Annotated in this window: 10 protein-coding genes; 7 read left to right on the forward strand and 3 right to left on the reverse strand. The window is 56.5% G+C overall.

Annotated elements, in window-relative coordinates; genetic code table 11:
• Nucleotides 1-29: 29 nt before the first annotated feature.
• Together sbcC and sbcD are read right to left on the reverse strand one after the other, a co-directional pair.
• Nucleotides 30-3,164, reverse strand: coding sequence for an exonuclease subunit SbcC (gene sbcC, locus ABLU86_RS00675; protein ID WP_058676029.1), 3,135 nt, complete (start codon nucleotides 3,162-3,164; stop codon nucleotides 30-32).
• On the reverse strand, nucleotides 3,161-4,363 hold the full coding sequence (gene sbcD / locus ABLU86_RS00680) for an exonuclease subunit SbcD (RefSeq protein ID WP_032712723.1): 1,203 nt from the start codon (nucleotides 4,361-4,363) through the stop codon (nucleotides 3,161-3,163). Before sbcD ends, sbcC begins: the two co-directional genes overlap by 4 nt.
• 219 nt (nucleotides 4,364-4,582) lie before the next feature.
• Here sbcD and phoB point away from each other — a divergent pair, with 219 nt between their 5' ends.
• The 5 genes from phoB to malZ all read left to right on the forward strand — a co-directional run bounded on the left by phoB (nucleotide 4,583) and on the right by malZ (nucleotide 11,783).
• On the forward strand, nucleotides 4,583-5,272 hold the full coding sequence (phoB, locus tag ABLU86_RS00685; protein ID WP_004099401.1) for a phosphate response regulator transcription factor PhoB: 690 nt from the start codon (nucleotides 4,583-4,585) through the stop codon (nucleotides 5,270-5,272).
• Nucleotides 5,273-5,293: 21 nt separating this feature from the next.
• A complete protein-coding gene (gene phoR, locus ABLU86_RS00690; protein WP_032707533.1) occupies nucleotides 5,294-6,589 on the forward strand; it encodes a phosphate regulon sensor histidine kinase PhoR in 1,296 nt (431 codons plus the stop codon).
• 413 nt (nucleotides 6,590-7,002) lie between these two features.
• Entirely contained in the window at nucleotides 7,003-8,322 is a 1,320-nt protein-coding gene (brnQ, locus tag ABLU86_RS00695; protein WP_015368011.1) for a branched-chain amino acid transporter carrier protein BrnQ, read from the forward strand.
• A 123-nt stretch (nucleotides 8,323-8,445) separates the two neighbouring features.
• Nucleotides 8,446-9,819 carry a proline-specific permease ProY gene (gene proY / locus ABLU86_RS00700; RefSeq protein WP_015368010.1) on the forward strand — a complete coding sequence of 458 codons (1,374 nt, stop codon included), beginning with the start codon at nucleotides 8,446-8,448 and terminating at the stop codon, nucleotides 9,817-9,819.
• 146 nt (nucleotides 9,820-9,965) lie between these two features.
• Nucleotides 9,966-11,783: a maltodextrin glucosidase gene (gene malZ, locus ABLU86_RS00705; protein ID WP_164514939.1), complete on the forward strand. Its 1,818-nt coding sequence runs from the start codon at nucleotides 9,966-9,968 to the stop codon at nucleotides 11,781-11,783.
• On the opposite strand, the gene ABLU86_RS00710 is transcribed toward malZ, so the two are convergent.
• Complete coding sequence (locus ABLU86_RS00710; RefSeq protein WP_015704553.1) at nucleotides 11,780-12,682, reverse strand: LysR family transcriptional regulator; 903 nt, start codon at nucleotides 12,680-12,682, stop codon at nucleotides 11,780-11,782. The genes malZ and ABLU86_RS00710 overlap by 4 nt on opposite strands.
• A 278-nt stretch (nucleotides 12,683-12,960) precedes the next feature.
• Here ABLU86_RS00710 and ABLU86_RS00715 point away from each other — a divergent pair, with 278 nt between their 5' ends.
• Entirely contained in the window at nucleotides 12,961-13,602 is a 642-nt protein-coding gene (locus tag ABLU86_RS00715) for a hydrolase (protein ID WP_020079504.1), read from the forward strand.
• Between the two features lie 184 nt (nucleotides 13,603-13,786).
• Nucleotides 13,787-14,332, forward strand: coding sequence for an antibiotic biosynthesis monooxygenase (locus tag ABLU86_RS00720; RefSeq protein WP_015368006.1), 546 nt, complete (start codon nucleotides 13,787-13,789; stop codon nucleotides 14,330-14,332).
• Nucleotides 14,333-14,355 lie beyond the last annotated feature (23 nt).

A 14,355-nucleotide genomic window follows, 5' to 3' on the forward strand; every position in this document is an offset into this window, starting at 1 on the left:
GGGGAGAGGGTTAGGATGAGGGGAAGACTTCACTCCACCGCAAACGCTTTTTCCAACCGGCTGTATCCCAGACCGTTTATCTTCTTCACTTTAATCTGCACCGGGATGCGCTCTTTCATCGCCTCGACGTGGCTAATCACGCCAATCACTTTGCCGCTGGCGTTAAGCGCGTCGAGCGCATCCAGCGCGGTATCCAGCGTTTCGCTATCGAGGGTGCCGAATCCTTCATCAAGGAATAGCGAATCAATCCGCGTTTTATGGCTCACCAGGTCAGATAGCGCCAGCGCCAGCGCGAGGCTCACAAGGAAGCTTTCGCCGCCGGAAAGCGTGCGGGTATCGCGCACCGCGTCGGCCTGCCAGGTGTCCACCACTTCCAGCTCCAGCGCCTCGCTGGCTTTACGTTGCAACAAATAGCGGCCATGCAGGCGGTTGAGCTGCTGGTTAGCCAGCCACACCAGATTATCCAGCGTCAGCCCCTGGGCGAATTTACGGAACTTATCGCCTTCTTTTGAACCGATGAGCGCATTCAGCCAGGCCCAGTCTTCGACCTGCTGCGCGGCTTGTTCCATCTGCTGACGTAATGATTGCTGGCGCTGTTGGTTATCGCTGTTTTGCTTCAACTGCTGGCGGATCTCACCCTGACGGGCGCTGTTTTCCCGCAACTGGCGTGCCAGTTGCTCCAGCCTATTCTCTAGCTGCTCCAGCGGCTGGTTAATATCAATATCGGCGGGCGGCTGTTGCTGATGGCGTTCAAGCGACGTCTGCGCCCGCAGGGCCAGCGTTTGGTTCTGCTGAACTTCTTTTTCCAGCGTCTGCTTGAGTTGTTCCAGCCGCTGGCGGGTTGCCTCGTCAAGCAAAGCGGCAAGAAAGGCCGCTTGGTCGGCAAACGGGCTGGCGGCCAGCGCGGCAGTAAACTGCTTTTCGCTTTCCTTCACCTGTGCCTGCTGCTGGCTTTCTTGCTGGCCCAGCGTTTGCCACTGGCTCTGTAGCGCCAGGCAATCATCATGCACCTGCCGCCAGCCCTCCAGCGGCGCGGGATCCGCGGCTTCCGTTGACTCAGGCAGGGTTTCCAGCAGCGGCGTTAGCTGCTGGCGCTGTTCCTGCAGCGCGGCGGCTTCATTTTGTTTCGCCTGCCAGCCGCGGGTTTCGGCTTCACGCTGGGCCAGCCAGTCGTTAGCCTCCGCGGCAGGCGGCAGCGCCAGGGTATAAACGTCCAGCTCCGCCTGCAGCGTGCGACGGCGCTGTTCGAGATCCTGCTGTAACTGCTGCAGCTGCAGCTGGCTCTCCTGCTGTTGCGCCTGCCAGGCCAGCCGTTGTTGATGCTGATACAGCTGCTGTTCATGCTGCTGTTGGCTATCCAGCCAGCCAGCAATATCATCCTGCGGCGTCAGCGTAATCGCTAATTCCGTGAGGGTGGCTTGCCATTGAGAGGTGAGCGCTTGCTCCTGCTGCAGAAGCGATGTTTTCTCGTCAGCGTCTTTTTGTTGTTGTTTAAGCAGTGCTTCAAGCTGGCCGCGCAGCTGCGCGCCTTCTTCCGCCAGCTGTCGCACGTCACGCTCCAGCGCGTCGCGGCGGGTTTGGTTGATGCCGGGCACCAGCGCCTGGTATTCCGCGACCGCCGGATGATGTTCAGAACCGCACAGTGGACAAGGCGCGCCAGGCTGCAGGCGGGCGCGCTCGGCTTCCAGCCCGGCGATACGCGCTTCCAGTTCGCAGATGGCTTTTACATCGCTGAGCTGTTGATTTTTTTCCTTCCACGCCTGACGGCGCTGTTGTAGCGCGGCTTCAAGCTTCTCTTTTTCCTGCTGTGAGGCGTTTTCCGCGCTCTGTAGCTGCCGCAGACGCAGGAACAGCGGCTGCAGCTGGCGATGGAGGGTTGAGAGCTGCTGACGCAGCGGGCGGGCAGCGGCATGCTGTGTCAGCTCGCGACTAACCTGTTCTCCATCCAGAGTCAGCGCAGTGGCCGGCAATTCGCCGAGCTTACGGCTGGCATCCTGCAGGCGCTGCTGTAGCGTCAACTCTTGCTGAGCGTCGCGGTTAAGCTGCTGGAAGGTGGCTTTCCAGCCTGCCAGCGCCGTGCTCCACTGGTGGAATCGCTCGTGCGCTTTAAGCCACTCATTTAACGATTGCTGGCTGGATTCTAGTTGAGCCAGACGTTGTTGGGCAGCCAGGCGGATCCCGGCGCGACGGCGCAGGCTGTGCTGTAAGCGAGTATTTACTTCCTCAACCTGACGGCGAGTTTGCGCCAGCGCGCTACTGTGTTCCTGCAGCCGCGACCATAATGGACGCAGTTGCTCTGCCGGCTGCGCGGTTTGTAGCGCCGCCAGCTGCGGCGCGGCGGCTTCCTGCGCCAGCAGCGCCTGCTGTAAAGCAGCCTGAGCCTGGGTGGCTTCCGCGTTTAGCTCCTGACGGCGGCGCAGCCACTGTAGGCCATTTTGCTGGCGGGTCTGTTCGGCAAGCTGCTGCTGTTCTTCAGCAGTAAGTACTTGCAAACTTTGCTGTAACGCCTGCTGCTGCTCATCATTTAACAGTACGACGCCGGAGGCCTGCGCCTGCAGCTTTTCCAGCTCAATGCGGGCGAGTTTATGTTTTTCAAAGACCTGCGCGGAAATTTGCCCGTAAATTTCAGTCCCGGTCAGCTCTTCCAGCAGCTCGGCGCGCTCTTTCGGTTTGGCATTGAGGAAAGCGGCGAATTGCCCCTGCGAAAGCAGCATTGAACGGGTAAAGCGCCCATAGTCGAGGCCGGTAATTGATGCCGTCAGCTCCAGTTTATCTTTGACCTTGTCGGCAAGAATTTTCCCGTCGTCGCAGCGCGCCAGCTCAACGCGCGGCGCCTGTAGATTGCCATCCGGCTGGTTGCGGGCGCGGTTCTGGCTCCAGAAGGCGCGATAGGCGGTGCCCCGGACCTCAAATTCAACTTCCGCCAGGCACTCGGCGGTGTCGCGGGTCATCAGATCGTTTTGCGATTGCGATACGCTGCTCAGGCGCGGCGTTTCGTGGTACAGCGCGAGACAGATAGCATCTAACAGGGTGGTTTTCCCGGCGCCGGTCGGCCCGGTAATCGCGAATAACCCATTGCTGGCGAACGGTTCAGCGGTAAAGTCGATTTTCCATTCGCCTTTCAGCGAGTTAAGGTTTTTCAGGCGTAGGCTCAGGATTCTCACAGGCGTTCCTCACCGTTCAGGCTATGCAGCGTTTCCGTAAACAGTTGCTCCAGCCGCTGTTGCTGTGGAGCATCAAGAGTTTCCAGCGCCAGGCGGCGGGCAAACACCTCTTCGACCTGCAGTTCGCTCAGCGTTTCCCGCTGAACGCCGGCCAGAATGCGTTCACGCTGGGCGCGACTGCGACGCACCAGCAACACTTCCACCGGCAGCGATTCGGTCTGCTGCTGAATTTTTCTTTGGATATCGTGCAGATATTCATCGCTGGTGATTTCGATATCCAGCCAGACCGGCGGCTGCTGCGAGCTATCCTGCCACTGCTGAAGCTGTTCGGTGATGCTGGCGAAATCGCCTTTCAGTACCGCCAGAGGCTGGGTGATCGGCACCGTTAGCGGGGTGACTTCACTGAGCTTGCCCTCGCTGAATGAGACCAGATTAACGCTTTTGTTTTTTCCGGTTTCATCAAAACTCAGCGGCAGCGGCGAACCGCTGTAGCGAATATGCTCGCAGCCGCCAACCAACTGGGCGCGATGAATATGGCCGAGCGCGATGTAATCGGCGGGCGGAAAGCGGTTGGCCGGGAAGGCGTCGAGGGTGCCGATATAGATTTCACGGACCGCGTCGCTTTTGCTGGCACCGACGGTGGTGAGGTGGCCGCTGGCAATAATCGGTAGTGCCCGTTCGCCGCGCAGATCGCAGGCCTGCTGATATTGCTGCTGATAGTAGTCGCTGATGGCGGTGAGCAACTGCTGCTGTTTTTCGCCGCTGGAGTGGCCAGCCTGGCTGACCACCAGTTCGCGCGGGCGCAAAAACGGCACCGGGCAGAAGACCGCGCCGGGCGCGCCGTCGCGCCGCGGCAAGATAAAGGGCGCGTGGCCGGCGTTGGCGACCACGGTGGTTTTCAGGAAGGCGAGTATTTCGCGCGACTCGTTTAACGTCGCCACCGAATCGTGGTTGCCCGCCAGCACCACCAACTGGCAGCCGGTTTGCTGCAGCTGAACGACAAAACGGTTATACAGTTCGCGGGCGTAGCTCGGCGGAGAGCCGGTATCAAAAATATCGCCAGCGACGATAATGGCATCCACCTCGTGTTCCTGCGCGCGCGCCAGCAGCCAGTCGAGAAAGGCGGCGTGTTCGTCCGCGCGGCTTTTGCTATAGAAGTTCTGGCCGAGGTGCCAGTCGGAGGTATGAAGGATGCGCATAAAAATTCCGTTGCGATAAAAGCCAGGCGGCCATTATAACGTTGATCCCGCCGCCCGTATTCCTTTTGCCCTATTACCGCGAGACTGGATGCGTTAAGTGCGTGTCATCATTCAAAATCCGCATTCATCAGACGGTCATTTTTTCATAAATCTGTCACAAATCTGACGCATAATGGCCGCGCACTTCTATACTGATGGCTAAAAAACACAGGGTAAATAATGGCGAGAAGAATTCTGGTCGTTGAAGATGAAGCTCCAATCCGCGAAATGGTCTGCTTTGTTCTGGAGCAAAACGGCTTTCAGCCCGTTGAGGCGGAAGATTTTGACAGTGCGGTGAATCAACTCAATGAACCCTGGCCCGATTTGATTCTCCTTGACTGGATGTTGCCGGGCGGATCGGGGCTACAGTTTATTAAACAGCTTAAGCGCGAAGCGATGACCCGCGATATTCCGGTGGTGATGCTGACGGCGCGCGGCGAAGAAGAAGATCGCGTTCGCGGTCTGGAAACCGGTGCGGATGATTACATTACCAAACCGTTTTCGCCGAAGGAGCTGGTGGCGCGAATTAAGGCGGTGATGCGGCGTATTTCGCCAATGGCGGTCGAAGAGGTGATTGAGATGCAGGGGCTGAGCCTGGATCCCTCCTCGCATCGTGTCATGACTGGTGAAAACCCGCTGGATATGGGGCCGACCGAGTTTAAATTATTACACTTCTTTATGACCCACCCGGAACGCGTATACAGCCGTGAACAGCTGCTGAATCACGTTTGGGGAACCAACGTTTACGTTGAAGACCGGACGGTGGATGTGCATATTCGCCGCCTGCGCAAAGCGCTGGAACATAGCGGCCATGACCGGATGGTACAGACGGTTCGCGGCACGGGATATCGTTTCTCCGCCCGTTTCTGAATTTTGACAGGAGTGTGACCCGTGCTGGAACGGCTGTCATGGAAAAGGCTGGCGCTTGAGCTTTTCTTATGTTGTATCCCGGCCCTGATCCTCGGGGCGTTTTTCGGTCATCTGCCGTGGTTTTTACTGGCGGCGGTGACCGGATTGCTTATTTGGCATTTCTGGAATTTGTTACGTCTGTCGTGGTGGCTGTGGGTCGATCGCAGTATGACGCCGCCGCCGGGAAGCGGCAGTTGGGAACCGCTGCTGTATGGTCTGCATCAAATGCAGATGCGTAATAAAAAACGTCGTCGCGAACTGGGAAGCCTCATCAAGCGCTTTCGCAGCGGGGCGGAGTCCTTACCCGATGCGGTGGTGCTGACCACCGAAGAGGGCGCCATCTTCTGGTGTAACGGCCTGGCGCAACAAATCCTTAATCTACGCTGGCCGGACGATAGCGGGCAGAATATCCTCAACCTGCTGCGCTACCCAGAGTTTGCTAACTATCTGAAAAACCGTGATTTCACCAAGCCCCTTAATCTGGTGCTCAATAACGCCCGTCATCTGGAAATTCGCGTGATGCCTTATAGCGATAAACAGTGGTTGATGGTGGCGCGCGATGTCACGCAAATGCACCAGTTGGAAGGCGCGCGGCGCAACTTTTTCGCCAACGTCAGCCACGAGCTGCGCACGCCGCTCACCGTACTGCAGGGGTATCTCGAGATGATGCAGGAGCAGGTGCTGGAAGGGCCGACGCGGGAAAAAGCGCTGCACACCATGCGTGAGCAAACGCAGCGGATGGAAGGGTTGGTGAAGCAGTTGCTGACGCTCTCGCGTATTGAAGCCGCGCCGGTGCTGGCGATGAATGATAAAATCGACGTCCCGATGATGCTGCGGGTGGTTGAGCGCGAGGCGCAAACCCTCAGCCAGGGTAAGCATCAGTTGCACTTTAGCGTCGACGAAACGCTCCAGGTGATGGGCAACGAAGAGCAGTTGCGCAGCGCGATTTCCAATCTGGTGTACAACGCCGTTAACCATACGCCAGCGGGAACTGAGATTCACGTTAGCTGGCAGCGGGCGCCACACGGCGCGCTGTTTAGCGTTGAGGACAACGGTCCTGGCATCGGGCCTGAACATCTCCCCCGGTTGACCGAGCGGTTCTACCGCGTCGACAAGGCGCGCTCCCGGCAAACCGGCGGCAGCGGTTTAGGGCTGGCTATTGTGAAACATGCGGTTAGCCATCACGAAAGCCGGCTGGAAATCGAAAGTACGGTTGGGAAGGGAACGCGCTTTAGCTTCCTGCTGCCGGAACGTTTAATTGCCAAAAATGTCGCCTGAAGCGGCGTCTGTCAGCTTTCCTTGCCAATGACCAGCTTCGGCTGGTCATTTTCATTTGCAGTCAACTTTACGTTGCGTATTAAACGAACGCCTGGTTATTTATTGTTCGCATGATTAGCCACGCGTTTTGCGTCGTCATGGTCAATTAATCCAGGTTCAAAATCATAGTTAGCATAATCATCTGGTTTTACGATCCCACCTTGCTTTAAAACGTTATAAGCGTTTAAATTGCCCCCTATGCAGTCCCGGTAAGACTGCTTTTGCGTGGTAATTCAAAAAACAATTCTTTTCCACGCCGCTTCGAGAGCATATCTCGCTGAGTTTACAGGCAATGGCCGCTGTATCATCCCGAAAGGAAGGCACGGTATTTTTCCGTTTTTTACAACACCACATCCACAGGCAGTAATGAATTTATGACCCATCAGTTAAAATCTCGCGACATCATCGCGCTGGGCTTTATGACCTTCGCGCTGTTCGTTGGCGCAGGCAACATTATCTTCCCTCCGATGGTTGGCTTACAGGCCGGCGAACACGTCTGGACCGCAGCCATTGGCTTCCTGATTACCGCCGTGGGTTTGCCGGTGCTAACGGTAGTCGCGCTGGCGAAAGTCGGCGGCGGCGTTGAGCGTCTGAGCTCGCCAATCGGCAAAGTTGCGGGCATTTTGCTGGCCGTGGTGTGCTACCTGGCGGTTGGGCCGCTGTTCGCGACCCCGCGTACCGCCACCGTTTCATTTGAAGTGGGGATTGCTCCGCTGACCGGCGACGGCGCGCTGCCGCTGCTTATCTATAGCGTTATCTATTTCGCGCTGGTGATTCTGGTTTCCCTCTATCCGGGCAAACTGCTGGATACCGTCGGCAATTTCCTGGCGCCGCTGAAAATTATCGCCCTGGTCGTGCTCGCGGTGGCCGCGGTTATCTGGCCGGCCGGCCCGATTAGCGACGCGATGGAAGCCTATCGTACCGCGCCGTTTTCTAATGGTTTCGTCAATGGCTATCTGACCATGGACACGCTGGGGGCGATGGTCTTTGGTATCGTTATCGTCAATGCCGCGCGTTCCCGCGGCGTTAGCGAAGCCCGATTGCTGACCCGATACACCGTCTGGGCTGGTCTGATGGCCGGCGTGGGCCTGACGCTGCTGTACCTGGCGCTGTTCCGCCTGGGTTCCGATAGCGCGACGCTGGTCGATCAGTCGGCAAACGGCGCGGCTATTCTGCACTCCTACGTGCAGCATACCTTCGGCGGCGCGGGCAGCTTCCTGCTGGCGGCATTGATATTTATCGCCTGTCTGGTCACCGCGGTTGGCCTGACCTGCGCCTGCGCTGAGTTCTTCGCGCAGTATCTGCCGCTGTCGTATCGTTCGCTGGTGTTTATTCTCGGCCTGTTCTCCATGGCGGTTTCTAACCTGGGGCTCAGCCATCTGATTCAGATCTCGATTCCGGTGTTAACCGCTATTTATCCGCCGTGTATCGCACTGGTGGTATTAAGCTTTACCCGCGGTTGGTGGCATAATTCCTCCCGCGTTATCGCGCCGGCAATGTTTATCAGCCTGATGTTTGGTATCATTGACGGTGTTAAAGCATCGGCGTTTGCAGATATCCTGCCGCAATGGACCGCGAGCCTGCCGCTGGCAGCGCAAGGTCTGGCATGGTTGCTGCCAACCGCGGTGATGGCTGTGCTGGCCGCGATCATCGATCGCGCAGCGGGTAGCCCGGTGGTCTCAAAAGCCCACTAACCGATGCTTTACGCAGGTGTTTAACCACGGGACTTAAGGTCCCGTGGTTTTTTGTTTTTTTGGTCATTCCCTTTTGCGTTTTGCCCCCGCAAAGCACAAACGAGAAAAACGGCATGGAACACGATGGAAAGTAGTAACAAGCTTAAGCGCGGGCTAAGTACCCGGCACATTCGCTTTATGGCCCTTGGTTCCGCTATTGGTACCGGCCTGTTCTATGGTTCGGCAGACGCCATTAAAATGGCGGGGCCGAGCGTATTGTTGGCATACATTATCGGCGGCGTGGCGGCGTATATCATCATGCGCGCGTTGGGCGAAATGTCGGTGCATAACCCTTCCGCCAGCTCTTTCTCGCGTTATGCGCAGGAGAACCTCGGCGGGCTGGCCGGCTATATCACCGGCTGGACCTATTGTTTTGAAATCCTGATCGTCGCGATTGCCGACGTGACCGCCTTCGGTATCTATATGGGCGTCTGGTTCCCGGCGGTGCCGCACTGGATATGGGTACTAAGCGTGGTGCTGATTATCTGCGCCGTCAATCTGATGAGCGTGAAGGTGTTCGGCGAACTGGAGTTCTGGTTCTCATTCTTTAAAGTCGCCACGATTATCATCATGATCCTTGCCGGTTTCGGCATCATCATCTGGGGTATCGGCAACGGCGGTCAGCCAACCGGTATTCATAACTTATGGAGTAACGGCGGCTTCTTCAGTAACGGCTGGCTGGGGATGGTGATGTCGCTGCAGATGGTGATGTTCGCCTACGGCGGGATTGAGATTATCGGTATCACCGCCGGTGAAGCGAAGGATCCTGAAAAATCCATTCCGCGGGCGATTAATTCGGTGCCGATGCGTATCCTGGTGTTCTACGTGGGGACGCTGTTCGTCATTATGTCTATCTATCCCTGGAACCTGGTGGGGACTAACGGCAGCCCGTTCGTGTTGACCTTCCAGCATATGGGAATTACCTTTGCCGCCGGCATCCTGAACTTCGTGGTGTTAACCGCCTCGCTATCGGCGATTAACAGCGACGTATTCGGCGTTGGCCGTATGCTGCACGGAATGGCCGAGCAGGGGAGCGCGCCGAAAGTGTTCGCCAAAACGTCGCGTCGCGGTACGCCGTGGGTGACGGTGCTGGTGATGACCGTGGCGCTGCTGTTTGCGGTCTATCTCAACTACATCATGCCGGAAAACGTCTTCCTGGTGATTGCGTCGTTGGCGACCTTCGCCACGGTGTGGGTGTGGATTATGATCCTGCTGTCGCAAATCGCTTTCCGTCGCCGCCTGTCGCCGGAAGAGGTGAAAGCGCTGAAGTTTAAAGTACCGGGCGGCGTGGCCACCACTGTGGTCGGCCTGCTGTTCCTGGTCTTTATCATCGCGCTTATCGGCTACCATCCGGATACCCGCATTTCGCTGTACGTCGGCTTTGCGTGGATCGTGCTGCTGCTGGTTGGCTGGAAAATTAAGACCCGCCGCGATCGCCAGTTAGCGCAGGCGCAGTAATTCTCCACTCTTCCGGGTCCGGCTTTGCCGCGGCCCGGAAAATCACATCCTCCTCCTTTCTCCTCCCCCAATTATTCTATTGATGATGAGTTATACGCCTGTTCACTGTGGCAAGGTGTGGCCATTACGCAAAAAGAGGAATGATGATGTTGAAGGCCTGGCACCTGCCGGTTGCTCCTTTTATTAAAGAGCAGCAGGAACGACTCGTTATCACATTGTGGCTAAGCGGCGAAACAATGCCGCAGCGAATTACGCTGCGCGCGGAAGAAGACAATGAAGAGCTGTCGTTGCCCATGCAGCGCCTGCGCCAATCCCCACACGCCGATGTCGTCGCCTGGCGTGGAGAGATAAACCTGATGAACGGCCAGCCGCGCCGCCGCTATAGCTTTAAGCTGCTGTGGGCGGACCGTCAGTTGTGGTTTACGCCGCAGGGATTCCAGCGTTTCCCGCCCGCGAGGCTGGAGCAGTTTGCGGTTGATGTGCCGGATAGCGGCCCGCAGTGGGTCGCCGATCAGGTCTTTTATCAAATTTTCCCCGATCGTTTCGCCCGTAGCGAGGCGCGAGAAGCCGGGCAGGACGAGGTTTATTACCACCATGCGGCCGGCCAGGATATTGTGCTAAAAGCGTGGGATGAGCCGTTAACCGGCGAGGCGGGCGGTTCGACCTTTTATGGCGGCGACCTCGACGGTATTAGCGAGAAGCTTCCTTATCTGAAGCAGCTTGGCGTGACTGCGCTGTATCTCAATCCGGTATTCGTCGCGCCCAGCGTACATAAATACGATACCGCTGATTACCGCCGTGTCGATCCGCAGTTCGGTGGTGATGCCGCGCTGCTGCGCCTGCGCCACAATACGCAGCGTGAAGGGATGCGCCTGATCCTCGACGGCGTGTTTAACCATACCGGTGATTCGCACCCGTGGTTCGATCGCCACCAGCAGGCGAGCAACGGCGCCTGCCATCAGCCGGATTCCCCGTGGCGTGAGTGGTTTAATTTTTCGTCGGACGGGGTGGCGCATAACTGGCTGGGTTACGCCAGTCTGCCAAAACTTGACTACCGTTCATCGAGCCTGGTTAACGAAATCTATGCGGGCGAAGACAGCGTGGTGCGCCACTGGTTAAAAGCGCCGTGGAGTATGGACGGCTGGCGGCTGGATGTGGTGCATATGCTGGGCGAGGATGGCGGCGCGCGTAATAACCTGCGTCATATTGCTGGTATCACCCAGGCGGCGAAGCGGGAGCAGCAGGAGGCTTTTGTATTCGGCGAACATTTTGGCGATGCGCGTCAGTGGCTGCAGGCTGATGCCGAAGACGCGGCGATGAACTATCGCGGTTTTACCTTCCCGCTGTGGGGCTTCCTCGCCAATACCGATATTTCCTACGATCCGCAGCACATCGATGCGCAAACCTGTATGGCGTGGATGGACAACTATCGCGCCGGGCTGTCGCATCAGCAGCAATTGCGGATGTTTAACCAACTGAACAGCCACGATACCGCGCGTTTTAAATCCTTGCTGGGTAAGGATGTGGCGCGACTGCCGCTGGCGGTGGTCTGGCTGTTCTGCTGGCCGGGCGTTCCGTGTATTTACTATGGTGACGAAGTCGGCGTCGATGGCAACAACGATCCCTTCTGCCGTAAACCCTTTCCATGGGATCCGGCGCTGCAGGATGAAAACTTGTTGGCGTTATATAAGCGTATGACCACCTTGCGTAAGGGGCATCAGGCGCTGCGCTATGGCGGCTGCCAGGTCATCTATGCGGAAGATAACGTGGTGGTCTTTGTTCGCGTTTACAAACAGCAGCGGGTGCTGGTGGCGATAAACCGCGGTCATGCCTGCGAGGTGGTAATCGACGCATCGCCTTTGCTGGAGGGGAAAACGTGGCAGCGAAAAGAAGGCGCGGGCGAGATGCACGATGATGTGCTGAGTTTGCCCGCGATTTCCGCAAGCGTCTGGTGTAGCCGTTAACGGTAGAGCTGGCTCAGACAGCTATCTTCGAGAATAGCCTCTCGCCACCAGCGCTGAGCCAGACCGTTATTGCCGCTACGCCAGGCCATATAGGTTATATCTTTCTCACGGCTCGAAATCACCGGTTTCTCCAGCAACTCACCGCTCTCCAGCCACGGGAGGGCGATGTGGCGGGGCAGGAATCCGCATCCCAAACCGGCGCGCAGGAGCGCGACTTTGGTGGCGAAATCATCTACCCGGATTTGCTCCTGCTCATCGAGCAGGTTGCTGTTCAGTGGATGACAGTAGCGGGCGCTATCGCTAATAACCACCGCGCGATGCAGGCTGAGTTGTTTGTTGGTCAGCGGCTGGGTCGTTGCCGCCAGCGGGTGGCCGGGCGCGACAACGAACACGTTGTCCATCGCGCCGAGCATTTTCCACGACCATTCCGCTGAAGTCGGCGGTTCGTTAATCGCCCCAAGAATAATATCCGCGCCGTTGTGAGTCAGCTCTTCCCATGAGCCCGCCAGGGTATGGTGGGTAAAGTTGAGCCGGGTTTGCGGATATTGCGCGTAAAACTTTTCAATCAGCGGCAATAGGGCCTGGAAAGGAAAAGAGTCGTCCAGCGCAATCGCCAGATCCCGCTCCCAGCCGGAACTCAGCAGCTGCGCCTGTTTTTCCAGATCGTTGGCGGCATTGAGCAGCAGGCGCCCCTTTTCCAGCATCATTTTACCGGTATCGGTAAATTTCGCCCGGTGTCCGGAACGATCCAGCAGACTGATGTTTAGATCGTTTTCCAGTTTTTGGATCATATAGCTCAGCGCGGCGGGGGTTTTAAATAGCGACTCCGCCGCCAGCGCGAACGAGCCATGCCTATCCAGAGCATCAAGAATCAAAAGTACATCAAGGTTTAAACGCATTAGTCTCGATCCGCCAGTCTAATAATAACGTTGTTTTACCGAAGGCCGATGTTCAATTCCAGTGAATAAATTAGAACAGTTCCCATTAATTTTTTGATTAGTCTTTTTTTAATTATTCAAACGGTCACTATTTTTACTCAAGTGAATTAAAACGGAAAGATTTCTTTAATAACTCGTTAGAAATTACTGACTATACTCATCATGCGTTATTGGCCACAATCAGCACAGCACAACGGCAGTGTATTATCTTCCTAACTAATTGATTAATAGGATGTGTTATGTCTATTCGTGAACTGATTGATCCGTCTAATTCCACCCTTATTTTTATTGACCACCAGCCGCAAATGGCTTTTGGTGTGGCCAATATCGATCGCCAGACGCTGAAAAATAACACCGTCGCGTTGGCCAAAGCGGGCAAGATTTTTAACGTTCCGGTTATTTATACCTCTGTCGAAACCAAAAGCTTCAGCGGCTATATCTGGCCAGAACTGCTGGCGGTTCATCCTGAAGTGAAACCGATTGAACGTACTTCTATGAACTCCTGGGAAGACGCCGGTTTTGTTAATGCGGTGAAAGCCACTGGACGTAAAAAACTGATTATTTCCGCGCTGTGGACTGAAGTGTGCCTGACCTTCCCGGCGCTGATGGCGCTGGAAGAAGGTTATGAAGTGTACGTGGTAACCGATACCTCCGGCGGTACCTCCGTTGACGCTCACGAGCGCGCCATCGACCGTATGGTGCAAGCCGGCGCGGTACCGGTGACCTGGCAGCAGGTCCTGCTGGAGTACCAGCGCGACTGGTCACGTAAAGAGACTTATGACGCGGTGATGGATCTGGTTCGTGAACATAGCGGCGCCTACGGTATGGGCGTGGATTATGCTTATACCATGGTGCACGGCGCGCCGGAACGTAAAGCCTAAAACACTTCATCCTGCAAGCTGCCTCTTTGTTGGCTTCGCTTGCCCGCCCCGGTCACTGGCTGATGTCAGCGCTCGAGGGCGGGCAATCTTGCCGCCTCAATGCGGCATGAATGATTTTGTGTATTGTCATTTATGGCTGATGGCGGGAGAAATCCCGTCATTCTCCTGAAGCAAGGAACTCTTAATGGCGCAACAGAAATCAGTGACGCTGGTCATCAGTCATCATCTCGATCCACAAAACGGCCAGCGGTATGAAGCATGGTTGGGCAAAATCATGCCGGTTGCGGCGGAGTTTCCCGGCCATCTTGGCGCCAACGTGATCCGTCCGGCGGCCGGGCAAAATCTCTGGAGCGTGATAATTCGCTTCGACACCATTGAACATCTCTACGCCTGGACGCAGTCGGAAACCCGTCGTGAATTAGTCGCGGAAATCGCGCCGTTTCTCAATGATGGCGATCGTACCGAAATCCGCACCGAACCGGCGTTCTGGTTTACCCCGCCTGCGGCCAATATTCGCCAGCCGCTGCGCTGGAAACAGTTCCTGATAACCCTGCTGGTCATCTTCCCAAGTACCAACCTGGTACCATGGCTGACCGGCATGGCGCTACCGGAGTTACGGGGAAGCTTGTTACTGCATCTGATTAACGATGCCCTGGTGGTCGCGTTGGTGGTCTGGTTGTGGATGCCTATCGTGACCCGTCTGTTTGCCGGTTGGTTGAAAAAAAACTAGCTCAACCCGCTTAAAGGAGTGCG

It is taken from the genome of Klebsiella sp. JN_Kp121 (assembly GCF_040062145.1).
Taxonomy (GTDB): Bacteria; Pseudomonadota; Gammaproteobacteria; order Enterobacterales; family Enterobacteriaceae; genus Klebsiella; species Klebsiella aerogenes.

Coding starts and splice junctions, on each gene's coding strand:
- sbcD (WP_032712723.1), bottom strand. CDS start 4,363: ATGCGCATCCTTCATACCTCCGACTGGCACCTCGGCCAGAACTTCTAT.
- phoB (WP_004099401.1), top strand. CDS start 4,583: ATGGCGAGAAGAATTCTGGTCGTTGAAGATGAAGCTCCAATCCGCGAA.
- brnQ (WP_015368011.1), top strand. CDS start 7,003: ATGACCCATCAGTTAAAATCTCGCGACATCATCGCGCTGGGCTTTATG.
- proY (WP_015368010.1), top strand. CDS start 8,446: ATGGAAAGTAGTAACAAGCTTAAGCGCGGGCTAAGTACCCGGCACATT.
- malZ (WP_164514939.1), top strand. CDS start 9,966: ATGTTGAAGGCCTGGCACCTGCCGGTTGCTCCTTTTATTAAAGAGCAG.
- ABLU86_RS00710 (WP_015704553.1), bottom strand. CDS start 12,682: ATGCGTTTAAACCTTGATGTACTTTTGATTCTTGATGCTCTGGATAGG.
- ABLU86_RS00715 (WP_020079504.1), top strand. CDS start 12,961: ATGTCTATTCGTGAACTGATTGATCCGTCTAATTCCACCCTTATTTTT.
- ABLU86_RS00720 (WP_015368006.1), top strand. CDS start 13,787: ATGGCGCAACAGAAATCAGTGACGCTGGTCATCAGTCATCATCTCGAT.